Origin of the sequence: Thauera sp. WH-1 (assembly GCF_047806685.1) — a bacterium.
GTDB lineage: Bacteria > Pseudomonadota > Gammaproteobacteria > Burkholderiales > Rhodocyclaceae > Thauera.
Genome location: NZ_JBLQGP010000016.1, coordinates 73,264 through 90,137 on the forward strand (window position 1 = coordinate 73,264; position 16,874 = coordinate 90,137).

Annotated in this window: 9 protein-coding genes; 5 read left to right on the forward strand and 4 right to left on the reverse strand. The window is 68.9% G+C overall.

From position 1 onward, the window contains the following. Positions 1 to 29: 29 nt before the first annotated feature. Complete coding sequence (locus ACMV5O_RS15420; protein ID WP_416164288.1) at positions 30 to 1,487, forward strand: toll/interleukin-1 receptor domain-containing protein; 1,458 nt, start codon at positions 30 to 32, stop codon at positions 1,485 to 1,487. Beyond that, the gene (locus tag ACMV5O_RS15425) at positions 1,484 to 5,182 is read left to right on the forward strand and encodes an AAA family ATPase (RefSeq protein WP_416164289.1); all 3,699 of its coding nucleotides are present in this window, start codon (positions 1,484 to 1,486) and stop codon (positions 5,180 to 5,182) included. The genes ACMV5O_RS15420 and ACMV5O_RS15425 overlap by 4 nt, the downstream gene beginning before the upstream one ends. Positions 5,183 to 5,262: 80 nt before the next feature. Here ACMV5O_RS15425 and ACMV5O_RS15430 read toward each other — a convergent pair whose 3' ends face one another. The 3 genes from ACMV5O_RS15430 to ACMV5O_RS15440 form a co-directional block, all read right to left on the reverse strand. Next, the gene (locus tag ACMV5O_RS15430) at positions 5,263 to 6,831 is read right to left on the reverse strand and encodes a SpoVR family protein (protein ID WP_416164324.1); all 1,569 of its coding nucleotides are present in this window, start codon (positions 6,829 to 6,831) and stop codon (positions 5,263 to 5,265) included. Between the two features lie 32 nt (positions 6,832 to 6,863). Then, positions 6,864 to 8,138 carry a YeaH/YhbH family protein gene (locus tag ACMV5O_RS15435; RefSeq protein WP_416164290.1) on the reverse strand — a complete coding sequence of 425 codons (1,275 nt, stop codon included), beginning with the start codon at positions 8,136 to 8,138 and terminating at the stop codon, positions 6,864 to 6,866. A gap of 103 nt (positions 8,139 to 8,241) precedes the next feature. Then, the gene (locus tag ACMV5O_RS15440; protein ID WP_416164291.1) at positions 8,242 to 10,164 is read right to left on the reverse strand and encodes a PrkA family serine protein kinase; all 1,923 of its coding nucleotides are present in this window, start codon (positions 10,162 to 10,164) and stop codon (positions 8,242 to 8,244) included. Positions 10,165 to 10,639: 475 nt separating this feature from the next. On the opposite strand from ACMV5O_RS15440, the gene ACMV5O_RS15445 reads away from it, so the two are divergent. Beyond that, the gene (locus ACMV5O_RS15445) at positions 10,640 to 12,742 is read left to right on the forward strand and encodes a YgiQ family radical SAM protein (protein ID WP_416164325.1); all 2,103 of its coding nucleotides are present in this window, start codon (positions 10,640 to 10,642) and stop codon (positions 12,740 to 12,742) included. Here the strand turns inward: ACMV5O_RS15445 and ACMV5O_RS15450 are convergent. Further along, a complete protein-coding gene (locus tag ACMV5O_RS15450) occupies positions 12,739 to 14,706 on the reverse strand; it encodes a CHASE domain-containing protein (RefSeq protein WP_416164292.1) in 1,968 nt (655 codons plus the stop codon). The two genes, ACMV5O_RS15445 and ACMV5O_RS15450, sit on opposite strands and share 4 nt — an antisense overlap. A gap of 196 nt (positions 14,707 to 14,902) precedes the next feature. Between ACMV5O_RS15450 and ACMV5O_RS15455 the strand changes: the two genes are divergently transcribed. Together ACMV5O_RS15455 and lolD are read left to right on the forward strand one after the other, a co-directional pair. Further along, entirely contained in the window at positions 14,903 to 16,159 is a 1,257-nt protein-coding gene (locus ACMV5O_RS15455; RefSeq protein ID WP_416164293.1) for a lipoprotein-releasing ABC transporter permease subunit, read from the forward strand. Continuing rightward, on the forward strand, positions 16,152 to 16,868 hold the full coding sequence (gene lolD / locus ACMV5O_RS15460) for a lipoprotein-releasing ABC transporter ATP-binding protein LolD (protein ID WP_416164294.1): 717 nt from the start codon (positions 16,152 to 16,154) through the stop codon (positions 16,866 to 16,868). The genes ACMV5O_RS15455 and lolD overlap by 8 nt, the downstream gene beginning before the upstream one ends. Positions 16,869 to 16,874 lie beyond the last annotated feature (6 nt).

The window sequence follows — 16,874 nt, forward strand, 5'->3', positions numbered from 1 at the left end:
ATCGTGTGCAGCGCCACGGGAGGGCCGCGATGGGATGCGTTCCGGGTTTCGAGTACGACCTGTTCGTCAGTTATGCGCACATCGACGACGCGCCCGACGTCGGCCGCGAGTTCGGTTGGGTTGCCACCCTCAAGGACAACCTCAAGACACGCCTCGACCGCCGCCTGGGCATCCGCTCGAACATCTGGATGGACCAGCGCCTGGTGGCCGAGTCGCAATTGAGCGCGCCGATCCTGGCGGGCTTGCAGCGCTCGGCCGGGCTGCTCGTGGTGCTGTCGCGCGCCTATCTGAACTCGCCCTGGTGCGCGCGCGAGCGCGGCGGCTTTCTCGACGGTTTGCAGGACCGGCGCAACCTGCGGCGCCCGGTGTTCATGGTCGAGTGCGACGATCTCGAGCACGAGCGCCTGCCCGAAGCGTTCGGCGATCTGCTGCGGGTGCGCTTCTGGCAGCGTGAGACCGAGGGGGCGGCGCCGCAGCGTCTGGGCGATCCGCTGCCGAGCCTGGAAGATCGCCATTACTGGGCGCGACTCAACGACCTGGCGTTCAAGGTCGCCGAGGGCCTTACGCGGATGCAGGGCGCGCCGGCCGATCCCGCGCCGGCGGCCGCTGCGCCCGGGCGCGCCGGGCCTGCGGTGTTCCTCGCCGAGGTCGGCGACGACCTCATGGACGATTACGAGCGGCTGCAGCGCAGCCTGGAGCAGGCCGGAATCGCGGTGCTGCCCGAGCGGGCCTACCCGCGCACCGATCCCGACAGCTTCGCCGCGGCGATGAGCGAGGACTTGCGGCGCGCGCGGCTATTCGTGCAGCTGCTCGGCGAATACCCGGGGCGGGTGCGCGGCTGGGAGGTTTCGCTGTCGGCGCTGCAGTACCAGTTGGCGCAGCGTGCCGGCGTGCCGCTGCGGCGCTGGCGGCGTTTCGGCCTCCGCGAGGAGGACATCCGCGATGCGAGCCACCGGCAGTCGGTGTTCGCCACCGACGTGGTCAATGAGGGGCTGGAGGATTTCGCCGCCGGCGTGCTGGCCGCGCTGTGCCCGCCGGCGCCCGCGGCGCTACCGGCCGCGGACGGCGAACTGCTCGTGTTCGTCAATCACGACCGCGACGATGCCCGCGTGGCGGCCGAGCTGTGCGACTTCTTCGACGCACAGGGCCTGGGCTTCCTGCGCCCCGAGCCGCAGGACAGCGCCGAGGCGATGCGCGCCGACCTCGAGGACAACCTGCGGCTTTGCGACGGCCTGGTGGTGGTGTATGGCAGCACGCGGCCCGTGTGGGTGCGCCAACAACTGAAGGAGACGCTCAAGATCAAGAGCGTGCGCGACCGCCCGCTCGGGCGGGTGGTGCTGTGCCAGGCCGAGCCGGACGAAGCCAAGGCCGACCCCGGCATCAAGCTGCCCAACCAGCGCCTCATCGACTGCCGGCGCGGCATAGACGCCGGGGCGCGGCAGGCGCTCGCCGAGTTCGTCCGCGAGCTGCGGGGCGGCGCGCCATGAACATCGCCACGCCCGACCACCTGCCCGACGCGCGGCCGGCCTCGCCCTATCCCGGCCTGCGCCCGTTCACCGAGGACGAGGCCGAGCTTTTTTTCGGCCGCGAGGCGCAGACCGACCAGCTTCTCGACCGCCTGCGTCGCACGCGCTTTCTCGCCATCGTCGGCCCCTCGGGTTGCGGCAAGTCCTCGCTGGTGCGCGCGGGCATGATTGCCGCGCTGCAGACCGGCCTGATGGCCGACGCCGGCGCGCACTGGCGCATCGCCCAGATGCGCCCCGGCGCCCGTCCGCTGTGGCGGCTGGCAAGCGCGCTGGCGGCGCCGGCGGCGCTGGACATCGAGCGCGACGGCGGCGGTGCCGCGCTCGCCTTCGCCGATGCCACGCTGCGCCGGGGGCCGCTCGGCCTGGTCGAGCTGCTGCAGGAGCGCTGGCTGCCGGCGGGCGCCAACCTACTGGTGCTGGTCGACCAGTTCGAGGAGATCTTCCGTTTTCGCCAGGAGGGCAGCGCGGACGAGGCCGACGCCTTCGTCGCCCTGTTGCTGGCGTCGGCGGCACAGGTGGGGTTCCCGGTGTACGTGGTGCTGACCATGCGCTCGGACTTTCTCGGCGACTGTGCGCTGTTCCACGGCCTGCCCGAGGCGATCAACGAGGGCCAGTACCTGACACCGCGCATGACCCGCGACCAGACGCGCAGCGCGATCGTCGGGCCGGCGCGGGTGTTCGACGCCGACGTCGAACCCGCGCTGGTGACGCACCTGCTCAACGAGATCGGCGCCGATCCCGACCAGCTGCCGCTGCTGCAGCACGCCCTGATGCGCATGTGGCAGCACATGCAGGCGCGGATCGGCCGCGCGGCAGAGCGGGACCGCGCGCTGCTGACGCTGGCCGACTACGCCGCCGTCGGCTCGATCGCGAAGGCCTTGTCGGCCCATGCCGACCAGGTGTTCGACAGGCTCGATCCGCCGGCGCAGCGCATCGCCGAGCGCCTGTTCCGCCGCCTGACGCATCGCGCCACCGGCAAGCGCGACACCCGCCGCCCGGCGCGGCTCGACGACGTCGCCGCGGTCGCGGGCGTGGCCGAGCAGGACTTGATCGTGGTGGTCGAGGCCTTCCGCCGCACCGACCGCAGCTTCGTCACCCCGCCCGTCGGGGTGGCGCTGGGCGCCGACACCATCCTGGACATCGGCCACGAGAGCCTGATCCGCCGCTGGGACCGGCTCAACGCCTGGGTCGATGCCGAGGCGAAGTCGGCCGATGTGTACTTCCGCCTGATGGATTCGGCGCGGCGCGAGCAGGCCGGGCGCGCGGCCCTGTGGCGGTCGCCCGAACTCGAGGAGGGGCTGGCGTGGCGCGAGCAGGAGGCGCCCAACGCGGCGTGGGCGCGGCGCTACGGCAGCGCCGAGGACCATGCGCTCGCAATGCGCTTTCTCGACCGCAGCGCCGGGCAGCAGCGCGCCGAACGCGAGCTCGCCGAGCAGGCGCGGCGGGCGCAGGAGGAGGCCGAACGCCAGCGCCGCGAGGAACGCGAGAAATGGGTGCAGGCCCAGCTGCGCGCCGGACGGCGATTCCGCCTGCTGGCGCTGGGTATGGGCGCGCTGGCGGTGGTCGCCCTGGTGCTGCTGTATGCCGCCGTCGACTCGACGCGGCGTGCCGACACCGAGCGTCTGATAGCCAATGCCGAGCGCGCCAGAGCGGACGTCGAGCGCGACAACGCCGAAGCCCAGGCGGCGTTGGCGCTGGCGCGCCAGCTCAACGTATCGGCCGAGGTGGCCGCCGACGCGTCCGTGCGCGGGCTGGAGCACAGCCTGCTGCTGACGCTGGAGTCGCTGCGCACACGGTGGACGCCGGAGGGGCATGCCGCGTTGCTTGGGCGCATCGATCAGCTGCCGGACGCGCCGCGCCGGACCTGGTCCTTGCAGGCGGGGCGGATCGCCGGGCTGGCGCCGGGCCCGGACCTGGGCTGGCTGGCGGTGGCGGCCGAAGGCGGCACCTTCGTGCTGCAGGCGGACCCGGCCGCCGCGCCGATCAAGCTGAACGCTTCCCACCACGCCGCAGTCGCCACGCTGGCCGCCAGCCCGGACGGACGCTGGCTCGCCGCGCGCTGCGATGTCGAGGTCTGCCTGTACGACACGCGCGACTGGCAGGTGGTCCGCCGCCTGCCGATCCCGCGCCCGGCGCAGAGCGTCCTGCGCTTCAGCCCCGATGGCCGGACGCTGGCGGCGGTGAGCTTCCGGCCGCCGCTGATGGCGCTGTACGACACCGCGAGCTGGCGCGAACGCGCCACGGTGGCGATGGAGGAGGCGCCGGCCTGGGGGCTGCAGTTCAGCCCCGACGGGCAGCAGATCGCCACCTCCGGCAGCAACCGGCTCGCGCTGTGGACGACCGACGCTTTGCGGCCGCTGGCGACACTCGAGATTCGCAACCATTGGGGCGAACCGCTTGCATTCAGCCCGGACGGCACGTCGATCGCGGTCGAGGGCGAGGGCAACGGCCTGCAACTGGTCGAGCTCGTCGCGGCGGACGCAGCCACCCGGTTGGTGGTCCGCGCCGAGCGCCGCATGCTGCGCGCCGCCTCGCGCGGACCGGCGGTGTTCAGTGCGGATGGGCGCCATGTGGCGGTCAGCGGGCCGGGCCACGATGCGGTGCTGGTCGGCTCGGTGGCCAGCGGCGGCGAACGCACGCGCATTCCGCGCGCAGCGGGCGCGCTCGCCTTCATCGACGCCAACCGGCTGCTGACTGGCAACGACAACGGCACGGTGGACGAGTGGGACGCGGTCGAGAAGGCGGTGCGCGTGCTGCCCCACGACGAGGCGGTGGATGCGGTCGCCTTCAGCGCCGATGGGGCGCGGCTCGCCAGCGCGAGCGCGACCACACTACGCGTGTTCGCTACTGCCGACTGGCGTGAAGTGATGCGCACCACGCTGCCGGCGAGGACCCGCGGCCTTGCCTTCAGCCCCGACGGGCGATGGATTGCCGCGATCGAGGCGGGCGGCTTGCGGCTCGTCGACACCGCGAGCACGCCCTGGCAGACCGGCGGCCTGCTGGCCGTCGAAGGCGGGGTGGACGACCTCGCCTTCAGCCCCGACGGCAAGGCGCTCGCGACCGTCACCGAGGGGGCGTTCTCGCGCGGCATCGGCTTCACCCGGCCCACCACGCGCCGGGTGTGGTCCATCGCCGGCGGCAGCGAGCTGGGCTGGATGTTCGACCTCGAGCACGACCGCAACGGACGCTATGCCGGCTTCGTGGTCGCGCAGCAATCCCTGGACCAGTTGGCGGCGACAGCGGGGGGAGACGTCGCGCTCGCGGGGCAGGCTGGCGAGTGGCCATGGTCATACGCCAGGCCCCGTCGCCTCGAGCGCTTGGACTACGCCTGGCTAAAGGCGGCGACTGCGCGGAAGACGGTGCTTACCGAGCATGCGCTCGAGCGCGCCACGCGCGGGCACGGCGGCCGCCTGGCCGATTCGACCTACAGTCCCGACGGGCGCTGGCTCGCCTCGGCCGGCACGGACCGCGTGGTCCGGCTGTGGCACCTGGCGCCGGAGGATCTCTTCGCCGATACCTGCGCCCGTCTCACGCGCAACCTGCGCTGCGACGAGTGGCGCGAGATCCTGCCCGACGCACCCTATCGCAAGACCTGCCCCGCGCTGCCCGATCCCCCGGACATGGCTGATTGCAATGCGGCGCCTTCGGTGCAGTGAGCTCGGCCGCCCTGAGGCGGCGGCGCGGGAGGCCGAGCTCGCTGCCCTCGCCGTTCATCGAGTCAGGCCGCGTCGGGACTTCAGGGCGAAATGACTTGCCCCGCATGCATGCCGGGCCGCTCGACCCGCGTCTCGTGCGTGAGCCGGCATTCGCCCGCGCCGTCCATCGATTCCAGCCTCACCGTGAATCCCCACAGCCGGGCGATGTGCTTCATCACCTCCTCGGTGCTGTCGCCCAAGGGCCGGCGCTGGTGCTGCTGGTGGCGCAGGGTGAGCGAGCGGTCGCCGCGCAGGTCGACGTTCCACACCTGGATGTTCGGCTCGCGGCTGCCCAGGTTGTACTGCTCGGACAGGATCTCGCGCACGCGCCGGAAGCCGGCGTCGTCGTGGATGGCGGAGACCTGCAGGTTGTTCTCGCGATCGTCGTCGAGCACGGCGAACAGGCGGAAGTCGCGCATGACCTTGGGCGACAGGTACTGGGCGATGAAGCTCTCGTCCTTGAAGTTGCGCATCGCGAAATCGAAGGTCTCGAGCCAGTCGCTGCCGGCGACCTCGGGGAACCAGCGCCGATCCTCGTCGTCCGGGTTCTCGCACATGCGGCGGATGTCCTGCCACATGGCAAAGCCCAGGGCATAGGGGTTCAGCCCGTTGTACCAGCGGCTGTTGTAGGGCGGCTGATGCACCACGCTGGTGTGCGACTGCAGGAACTCCAGCATGAAGCTGTCCGCCAGCAGGCCCTCGTCGTAGAGTGTGTTGAGCAGGGTGTAGTGCCAGAAGGTCGCCCAGCCCTCGTTCATGACCTGTGTCTGGCGCTGGGGGAAGAAATACTGCGCGACCTTGCGCACGATGCGCACTACTTCGCGCTGCCAGGGCTCGAGCAGCGGGGCGTGCTTCTCGATGAAGTAGAGCAGGTTCTCTTCCGGCTCGGCTGGAAAGCGCGTGCCCGGCGCGCGGCTGTCCGCACGCGCATCCTGGCCGGGCAGGGTGCGCCACAGGTCGTTGACCTGGCTCTGCAGGTATTCCTCGCGCTCCTTCTGGCGCAGCTTTTCCTGTGCCAGCGACAGCTTGCCCGGTCGCTTGTAGCGGTCGACGCCGAGATTCATCAGCGCGTGGCAGGAGTCGAGCAGCAGTTCCACTTCCTCCTCGCCGTAGCGCTGCTCGCACTGGCTGATGTAGTTCCGCGCGAACACCAGGTAGTCGATGATGGCGTCGGCGTTGGTCCAGGTGCGGAACAGGTAGTTGCCCTTGAAGAAGCTGTTGTGGCCGTAGGCGGCGTGCGCGATCACCAGGCCCTGCATCGTCAGCGTGTTCTCCTCCATCAGGTAGGCGATGCAGGGGTCGGAGTTGATGACGATCTCGTAGGCGAGGCCCATGTGGCCGCGGCGGTAGCTCTTTTCGGTGGCGATGAAGTGCTTGCCGAAGGACCAGTGGTGGTAGTTCACCGGCATGCCCACCGAGGCGTAGGCGTCCATCATCTGCTCGGCGGTGATCACCTCGATCTGCACCGGATAGGTGTCGAGGCCGAAGTCCTTCGCCACGCGGGCGATCTCGGTGTGGTAGTGCTCGATGCTGTCGAAGGACCACTCCGAGCCGGCCGGCAGCTGGACGGGTCGAGGGGCGGATCGGGTGGCGGGCAGGGGCGCGGTCATGGTGGCGGCGCGGGCGCTGTGGGCGGAGGTTCTCATGTCAGGCTCTTCTTGAAGAGTTCGCGGAACACCGGATAGATGTCGGCCGGCGACTGGATGCGCTGCATGGCGAAGTTGGGCCGGGTGGCCAGTACGCTCTGGTATTCCTGCCACAGGTTCTGCGGCTCGCCGTCGGTGATCTCGATGTAGGCGAAGTACTGGCAGGCGGGCAGCACCTCGGCGGCGAGCAGGTCGCGGCTGACGGCGCAGTCGTTCTGCCAGTTGTCGCCGTCCGAAGCCTGCGCGCCGTAGATGTTCCACTGCCCGCCGGCATAGCGCTCGCGGATGATGTCGCGCATCAGCCGCAGCGCGCTCGACACCACCGTGCCGCCCGACTCGCGCGAGTGGAAGAACGCGTCTTCGTCGACTTCCTTGGCGACGGTGTGGTGACGGATGAACACCACGTCGATGCGCTCGTAGCTGCGTGTGAGGAACAGGTGCAGCAGCATGAAGAAGCGTTTGGCGATGCCCTTGCGTTCCTCGTCCATCGATCCGGACACGTCCATCAGGCAGAACATCACCGCCTGCGTGGTGGGCTCGGGCACCTTGACGCGGTTGTTGTAGCGCAGGTCGAAGCTGTCGATGAAGGGGATGGCGTCGATCTTCGCGCGCGCATGGCCGATGCGCTCGCGCAGCGCGAGCACGGTGGCGCCGTCGGCGTCTTCTTCTTCCTCCTCGAGCGCGCTGTCGAGTGCCTCCTGCAGCTCGCGCAACTGGGCATGCCAGGGCGAACCGAGGGCGAGGCGGCGACCGAGCGCGCTGCGCAGCGAGCGGACCACGTTGATGTTGGTCGGCACGCCGTCGGCGCTGAAGCCGGCGCGGCGCGTCCTGAACTCGGTGATGGTCGCGAGCTGGGTGCGGATCAGGCGTGGCAGCTCGAGATCCTCGAAGAACAGGTCGAGGAACTCCTCGCGCGAGAGCTGGAAGACGAAATCGTCCTCATGCTCGCCATCGTTGCTCGCCTCGCCCTTGCCGCTGCCACCGCCGGCGCCACCGGACGGGCGCTTGATCTGGTCGCCGGTGGCGAACTGGTCGTTGCCGCTGAACACCTGCTCCCAGATGCCGCCCCGGCCGTGGTGGATGGTGGGCTCGGCGAGGTCGCGCGCCGGGATCGAGACCTGTTCGCCGTGGTCGAGGTCGCGGATGGAGCGGCCCTGGATCGCGCCGGAAACCGCCTTGCGGATCTGCTGCTTGAAGCGGCGCATGAAGCGCTGGCGATTGACCGTGCTCTTGTGCTTGCTGTCGAAACGTCGATCGATGATGCGGGCCATGTTGCCTCCTCGGGGTGTGCCGCCGGCGCGTCCGCCACTGGGCGGGGCGCCGGCTGCCCGCGGTGCGCGCTGGGCGCGGCCGCGGTTCAGGCGGTCGATGTGCTCACGACGACTTGCGCACGCGCAGGTACCACTCGCACAGCAGGCGCACCTGCTTCTCGGTGTAGCCCTTGTCGATCATGCGATCGACGAAGTCCTGGTGCTTCTTCTGCTCGTCGGCGCTGGCCTTGGCGTTGAAGCTGATGACCGGCAGCAGGTCCTCGGTGTTGGAGAACATCTTCTTCTCGATCACCGCGCGCAGCTTCTCGTAGGAGGTCCAGCTCGGGTTGCGGCCGTCGTGCTTCGCGCGGGCGCGCAGCACGAAGTTCACCACCTCGTTGCGGAAGTCCTTCGGGTTGCTGATCCCGGCCGGCTTCTCGATCTTCTCCAGCTCCTCGTTCAGCGCCCCACGGTCGAGGATCTCGCCGGTGTTGGGGTCGCGGAACTCCTGGTCCTGGATCCAGAAGTCGGCGTAGGTCACGTAGCGGTCGAAGATGTTCTGGCCGTACTCGGAGTAGCTCTCGAGGTAGGCAGTCTGGATCTCCTTGCCGATGAACTCGGCGTAGCGCGGCGCCAGGTACTCCTTGATGAAGCCCATGTAGCGCGCCTCGGCTTCGAGCGGGAACTGCTCGGCCTCGATCTGCTGCTCGAGCACGTACATCAGGTGCACCGGGTTGGCGGCGACCTCGCGGTGGTCGAAGTTGAACACCTTGGACAACACCTTGAAGGCGAAGCGCGTGGACAAGCCCGTCATGCCCTCGTCGACGCCGGCGTAGTCGCGGTACTCCTGGTAGCTCTTGGCCTTGGGGTCGGTGTCCTTCAGGTTCTCGCCGTCATAGACGCGCATCTTGGAATAGATGCTCGAGTTCTCCGGCTCCTTCAGGCGCGACAGCACGAAGAACTGCGCCATCATCTTCAGCGTGTCCGGCGCGCACGGCGCCTCAGAGAGCGAGCTGTGGGCGAGCAGCTTGTCGTAGATGCGGATCTCGTCGGACACGCGCAGGCAGTAGGGCACCTTGACCGTGTAGATGCGGTCGAGGAAGGCCTCGTTGTTCTTGTTGTTCTTGAACGCAGCCCATTCGGACTCGTTCGAGTGCGCCATCACGATGCCGTCGAAGGGGATCGCGCCGAAGCCCTCGGTGCCCTTGTAGTTGCCTTCCTGGGTGGCGGTGAGCAGCGGGTGCAGGACCTTGATTGGGGCCTTGAACATCTCGACGAACTCGAGCAGGCCGCGGTTGGCCAGGCACAGGCCGCCGGAGTAGCTGTAGGCGTCCGGGTCGTCCTGCGAGTACTGCTCGAGCTTGCGGATGTCGATCTTGCCGACCAGGGACGAGATGTCCTGGTTGTTCTCGTCGCCCGGCTCGGTCTTGGCCACCGCGGTCTGCTTGAGCACCGAGGGCGTGAGCTTGACCACGCGGAAGCGGGTGATGTCGCCACCGAACTCGTTGAGGCGCTTGACCGCCCACGGGCTCATGATGGTGTTGAGGTAGCGGCGCGGAATGCCGTAGTCCTCTTCCAGGATGCGGCCGTCCTCGCCGACGTCGAACAGGCCGAGTGGGGACTCATTCACCGGCGAGCCCTTGATCGCATAGAAGGACTCCTTCTCGATCAGGCTCTTCAGCTTTTCGGCGAGCGAGGACTTGCCCCCGCCCACCGGCCCCAGCAGGTAGAGGATCTGCTTCTTCTCTTCCAGGCCCTGGGCGGCGTGACGGAAGTAGGACACGATCTGCTCGATCGCCTCTTCCATGCCGTAGAAGTCGCGGAAGGCGGGATAGACCTTCAGCACCTTGTTGGAAAAGATGCGCGACAGGCGCGGATCGAGCCGGGTGTCGACCAGCTCCGGCTCGCCGATCGCGGCGAGCATGCGCTCCGCCGCGGTGGCGTAGGCCATCCGGTCCCGGCGGCAGAGCTCCAGATACTCCTGCAGCGACATTTCCTCTTCGCGTGCCGCTTCGAAGCGGGCCTGATAGGCGTTGAAGATGCTCATGGCGACGTCTCCTTGCATGGTGATGGATGAACCCTGCTGGCGCGCGCTTGCGGCGCCGTCGACACGATCAAAGCATCAGGCGTGCCAGGGATGCTGCAGTGCACAAAAGCCATGCGGAACAGCCGGGAAACGGCGCTGAAGGGGAGACGCAGCCCGCGCACGCAGTGTTCGCGCGCACAAGGACGATGCATGTCTGCGCGTCCCTGCACCGGAAGAGGGCAGAGCGGGGCGCGGCGCGACCAACGGCAGCCCCGGCCGCAGCGTCGGCAGCGACGTCGGGAATGAAAGGCTGCCGCCTCTGTCCGAGTTCACGCCCTCGGTCCTTCGGGTCGATACAATGGCGGCCATCATGCGTTCAACTACCCAGGCTTCGCGCCACCCCACCACCGTCTCCGACGCTTTCGCAGTCGAAGCTTCGGCGTCCAGCATCCTGGCGGGCGCCGTCCCCGGCTATCGGGCCGCCCCCTTCCTGCCCATGTCGCGCAAGGAGATGGCCGCGCTCGGCTGGGAGGCGTGCGACATCATCCTGGTGACGGGCGACGCCTACATCGACCACCCGAGCTTCGGCATGGCGCTGGTGGGGCGCCTGCTCGAGGCGCACGGCTTTCGCGTCGGCATCCTCAGCCAGCCCGACTGGCACTCGGCCGAGCCCTTCCGTGCGCTGGGCAAGCCGCGGCTGTATTTCGGCATCACCGCCGGCAACATGGATTCGCTGGTCAACCGCTACACCTCGGATCGCAAGATCCGCTCCGAGGACGCCTACACCCCCAATGCCGAGGCCGGCAGGCGGCCGGACCGCGCGGTGACGGTGTACGCCCAGCGTGCGCGTGAGGCCTTCCCGGACGCCAACATCGTCATCGGCAGCATCGAGGCCAGCCTGCGCCGCATCGCACACTACGACTACTGGTCGGACAAGGTGCGCCGCTCGGTGCTGCCCGATTCCAAGGCCGACATCCTGCTGTTCGGCAATGCCGAGCGCGCGCTGGTGGCGCTGACCCACCGCCTGGCGGCGGGCGAGCCGATCGAGGCCATCCGCGACCTGCGCGGCACCGCCTTCATGGTGAAGCCGGGCTGGCGGCCGGCGGACGAATGGCATGAGGTGGACTCGCTGGCGCTGGACAGGCCGGGCCGCATCGACACCCATCCCGACCCCTATGCGATGGAGCCCACTGCGGCCGTGCCCAAGGCGGCGGTTGACGGCGCCCAGCCGGTGCGCATCGTGCCGGCCGCCGAGCGCGTTGCGGCGCGCCGCGCCGACCGCGCCCACACGGTGATCCGTCTGCCGTCCTACGAGCAGGTGAAGGACGATGCGGTGCTGTACGCCCACGCCTCGCGCGTCTTCCATCTCGAGTCCAACCCGGGCAACGCGCGTGCGCTGGTGCAGTGCCACGGCGAAGGCCCGGGCGCGCGCGACGTGTGGATCAACCCGCCGCCGGTGCCGCTGACCACGCCCGAGATGGATTTCGTCTACGACCGGCCCTATGCCCGCGCGCCGCACCCGAGCTATGGCGGTGCGCGCATCCCGGCCTGGGACATGATCAAGTTCTCGATCAACATCATGCGCGGCTGCTTCGGCGGCTGCACCTTCTGCTCGATCACCGAGCACGAGGGCCGCATCATCCAGAGCCGCTCGCACGACTCGATCATTCACGAGATCGAGGAGATCCGCGACAGGTCGCCCGACTTCAAGGGCCACATCACCGACCTCGGCGGGCCGACCGCGAACATGTACCGCATGGCCTGCAAGAGCAAGGCGATCGAGGAGAACTGCCGGCGGCTTTCCTGCGTGTATCCGGGCATCTGCGAGAACCTCAACACCGACCATTCCTCGCTGATCGAGCTCTACCGCAAGGCGCGGGCCGTGCCCGGCATCAAGCGCATCACGATCGGCTCGGGTCTGCGCTACGACCTTGCGGTGCGCTCGCCCGAGTACGTGAAGGAGCTGGTCACCCACCATGTGAGCGGCCTGCTCAAGATCGCGCCCGAACATACCGAGGAGAACACGCTCTCGAAGATGATGAAGCCGGGCATCGGCGCCTACGAGGAGTTCCGCCAGATGTTCGAGAAGTTCTCGGCGCAGGCGGGCAAGAAGCAGCACCTGGTGCCGTACTTCATCGCCGCCCATCCGGGCACGACCGACGAGGACATGCTCAACCTCGCGCTGTGGCTGAAGAAGCACAACTTCCGTCTCGACCAGGTGCAGACCTTCCTGCCCACGCCGATGGCGCTGGCGACCACGATGTACCACTCGCGAAAGAACCCGCTGAGGAAGGTGTCGGCGGACTCCGAGGTGGTCGAGACCGCGCGCGCGGGCAAGATCCGCAAGCTGCACAAGGCCTTCCTGCGCTGGCACGACCCGGAGAACTGGCCGATCCTGCGCGAGGGGCTGATGCGCATGGGGCGGGCGGAGCTGATCGGCAACGGCCCCAACTGCCTGGTGCCGCGTCAGCAGCCGGCGGCGATCCAGGGCGCACAGGCCGAGGTCCGCAAGCGCGCTGGGGCGGGCGGGCGCAAACCTGTCGGTGCAGACAGCCGGTCGGCCGGGGCGCCGCGGCGTGGCCGCGGCGGCGCCGGCTAGAGGTCGGGGCTGCCCGCTGTCTCGAGGCGGTTGCGCCCGCCCACCTTGGCGCGGTACATCGCTGCATCGGCCCGCCGCAGCAGGTCTTCCGCGCGTTCGTCGTCGCCGCTGAAGCAGCTTATGCCGATGCTGGGGGTGGTCCAGTGGAGCGATCTGTCCACCGAGAAGGGCTTGTTGAGCGCGACAAGGATCTTTTTCGCAATTACGGCGCCTTTATCGGTGGCCTCTGGGCACGAGGCGCCGAGGTCCTCGAGCATGACGATGAATTCGTCGCCGCCGAGGCGGGCGACCGTGTCGCCCTCCCGCACGCTCTGCTTGAGGCGCCGCGCCACCTCGCACAGCAGCTTGTCGCCGGCCTCGTGGCCGAAGGTGTCGTTCACCTGCTTGAAGTGATCCAGGTCCACGAATAGCAGGGCGCCGTGGCGTCCGTGACGGCGGCTGTTGGCCAGGCCCTGGCGCAGGCGGTCGAGCAGGAAGCGCCGGTTCGGCAACTGGGTGAGGGTGTCGACGAAGGCGAGGTTACGCATCGCCTCCTCGGCCGCCTTGCGCTCGGTGATGTCGATGATGACGCCATCGAGCCACAGGGCCTGGCCATGCTCGTCGATGAAGACGCGGCCGCGCTCGCTCACCCAGCGCGTGACGCCCTCGCGGTCGCGCATGCGGTACTCGACCTCGTAGCTCGTGCGTTCGCGCGCGGCGGCCTCGATCGCCTTCTCGATCGCCGGGATATCCTCAGGCTCGATGAAGTCGCCGAATGAAACCTCGCTCGAGACGAATTCTCCGGTCGTGGCCCCGGTCAGCGCCTCGATGCTGCGGCTGATGTGCATGACGGCCCAGGGCGCTCCGACCTGGCAACGGAACACCACGCCGGGAACATTCTCCACCAGGGTGCGGAACTCGTCGCGGCTCGCCGCCAGCCTGGCTGCGGCCGATCGCATGCGACGGCGGTGGTGCGCGTTGCTGTTCATGACTGCGAACAACATCAGGCTCAGCGCCGAGCCGCCGAGCAGGATCAGCGTGGGTTCGGCGCTGGCGTTGTCGGCCTCGAAGGTTTCGGTGCTGCTGAAGCGGACCAGCCAGGGGCGCCCGGCGAACTCGACCTGATGCAGCACGCTGTGGTGGGCCGTCCGGCGGCGCGGGGATGAGGCGAACAGCAGGGTGTCGTCGGCCAGGGCGGCATCGAACACTTCGATGTCGGCATCGCGCAGCCCGTCGGCGAAGATGCTGCGCATCATGTCCCTGGCACGGAAGGGGCTGTAGACGAAGCCGTGCAGCGTTGCGCGGCGGCTGTCCAGGTCGTCGGGGCTGGCCCCGTCGGCGTACACGGGGAGGTAGATCAGGAAGCCGGCCTGGGTGTCCTCGCCGTCTTCCTGAACCAGCGTGACCTTGCCCGACAGCGCGGCCCGGCCGGTGTCGCGCGCGCGCTCCATGGCCTCGCGCCGCACCGGCTCGGCATACATGTCGAAGCCGAATGCGCGCAGGTTGCGGTCCGTGAAGGGCTCCAGATACACGATGCTGCTGTAGGGGTCGCGTTCGCCGGGCGGTTGAATGCGGTAGTCGGGGAAGCCTTCGGCGCGCACTGCGGCCAGGTGGGCCTGCAGGCGGGATGCCGGCACCATGACCGTGTAGCCCGTGCCCTGGATGCCGGGCAGGGACTCGTCGAGCCGCAGTGCCGAGACGTAGGTGCGCCACTCGCCGCGGGTGACGTCGTCACTGGCGGCGAACAGGGCGGCGGCGCCGCGCAGCACCTGCTCGTAATCCCTCAGGCGAGCCAGCAGGGTGTTGCGCGCGACCTCGGTGTGGTGCTCGAAGCGGTCCTCCGCACGCTTGGCGAGATGGTTGCGCGAGTAGTCCCACATGGCGACCGCAAGCACGAGGCCGATTCCAAGCGCGAGCCAGGCGGCGGCACTGCGGTCGAGCAGTCCGAGGGTACGACCGTGCGGGGTGTTCGCATTGGGCGGCATGTTTCAGTGGTCGCCGTGCCGGTGAGGGTTCTGAAGTCTTCCACGAATCACGACATGCTGCCAGCACATGGCGCCCCAATCTGCGCGGCGCGACTGGCCGGGGCTTACATTCGCATGCGCATTGAGGTCGCGCTGGCGGGCGTCCGCGGGCACAATGCCGGCCTTGCCTGTCGTGGTCTCGGGAATCGTCCTGTCGATGCGTTACGAATTTCTGGTCGGAGTGCGCTACACGCGTTCGCGCAAGCGGGCGCAGGGCCGCAACCGCTTTATTTCCTTCATCTCCCTGGTATCGATGCTCGGCATCGCGCTCGGCGTGGCCGCGCTGATCGTCGTGCTGTCGGTGATGAACGGTTTTCAGGAGGAGCTGCGTACGCGCATCCTCGGCGTGGCTTCCCACGTCCAGGTCCAGAGCAGCGGGGACGGCCTCGAGGTGTGGCAGCAGGTGGCCGACGAGAGCCTGCAGCATCCGTCCGTGCTGGCGGCGGCACCCTACGTCCAGGAGCAGGGCATGCTGTCCTTCGACGAGGCGGTGCGCGGCACCATCGTGCGTGGCGTGATCCCGAGCGAGGAAAACAAGGTGGCCGACTTTGGCGGCTACATGCAGGCCGGCGACTTCGATGCCCTGCAGGCCGGCCGCTTCGGCATCGTGCTCGGGCGCGACCTGGCTTTCGCCTTGCGCGTGCAACTGGGCGACAAGGTCACCCTGATCGCGCCGCAGGGCCTGGTGACGCCGGCGGCGGTGCTGCCGCGGGTGAAGCAGTTCGAGGTCGTCGGCCTCTTCGAGGCCGGCATGTACGAATACGACTCGGGGCTCGCGCTGGTGCACCTGGCCGACGCCCAGGCGCTGTACCGCCTGGGTGACGCGGTGAGCGGCGTGCGTCTCAAGCTCGACGATCTTTTCGCGGCGCCGCGCGTGGCGCGCGAACTTGCGCTGAGCATCAGCGCGCCAGGTCTGATGGTGGCGGACTGGACGCGCAGCCATGCCAACTTCTTCCGTGCGGTGGCCCTGGAGAAGACGATGATGACGCTGATCCTGTTCCTGATCGTGGCGGTGGCGGCGTTCAATATCGTCTCCACGCTGGTGATGGCGGTGCAGGAAAAATATGCCGACATCGCCATCCTGCGCACGCTCGGCGCCAGCCCCGCGTCGATCATGACGATCTTCGTGCTGCAGGGCTCGATCATCGGCTTCGTTGGCCTGCTCGCGGGCGTGGTCGGCGGCCTGGCGATCGCGCACAACCTCGACGTGGTCATTCCCGCGCTCGAGGCCCTCACCGGCGCGACGTTGTGGAACAAGGAAATCTATTACATCAACGAACTGCCCTCGAAGGTGCTGCCGGCCGACGTCATCACGATCGTGTCGGTGTCCTTCGTGCTGACCCTGATCGCCGCCCTGTACCCGAGCTGGCGGGCTTCGCGGGTCAATCCGGCGGAGGCGCTGCGCTATGAATGATCAACAGCAAACGCTGCGCAGGCGTGCCGATGGCACGCCGCCCGCCGTGGTCGCCTGTGAAGGCTTGAGCAAGCATTTTCGCGAGGGCGCGGAGGCGGTGAAGGTGCTCGACGGCGTCGGGCTGCGGGTGGATCGCGGCGAGCGCGTCGCCATCGTCGGCGCCTCGGGCTCGGGCAAGAGCACCTTGCTGCACCTGCTTGGCGGGCTCGACGTGCCCAGTGCCGGTTCGGTACGGCTGATGGGACAGGATTTTTCGGGGCTGTCCGAAACGGCGCGCGGGCGTCTGCGCAACGCCGCGCTCGGCTTCGTCTACCAGTTCCATCATCTCCTGCCCGAGTTCAGCGCGCTCGAGAACGTCGCCATGCCGCTCTACGTGCGGCGGGTGGCGCGGGCCGAGGCGGAAGCGCGCGCGGCGAAGATGCTCGCCGAGGTGGGGCTCGGCCACCGCCTCGGTCACGCCCCCGGCGAGCTTTCGGGCGGCGAGCGCCAGCGCGCGGCGATCGCCCGCGCGCTGGTCAGCGAGCCGGCTTGTGTGCTCGCCGACGAGCCGACCGGCAACCTCGATCGGCGCACTGCAGGGGCGGTGTTCGACCTGATGCTCTCGCTCAACGAGCGCTTCGCCACCAGCTTCGTCATCGTCACCCACGACGAGACCCTGGCGGCGCGCGCGCAGCGCACCCTGCGGCTGGTCGACGGCCGGCTCGAATGAGGCAGG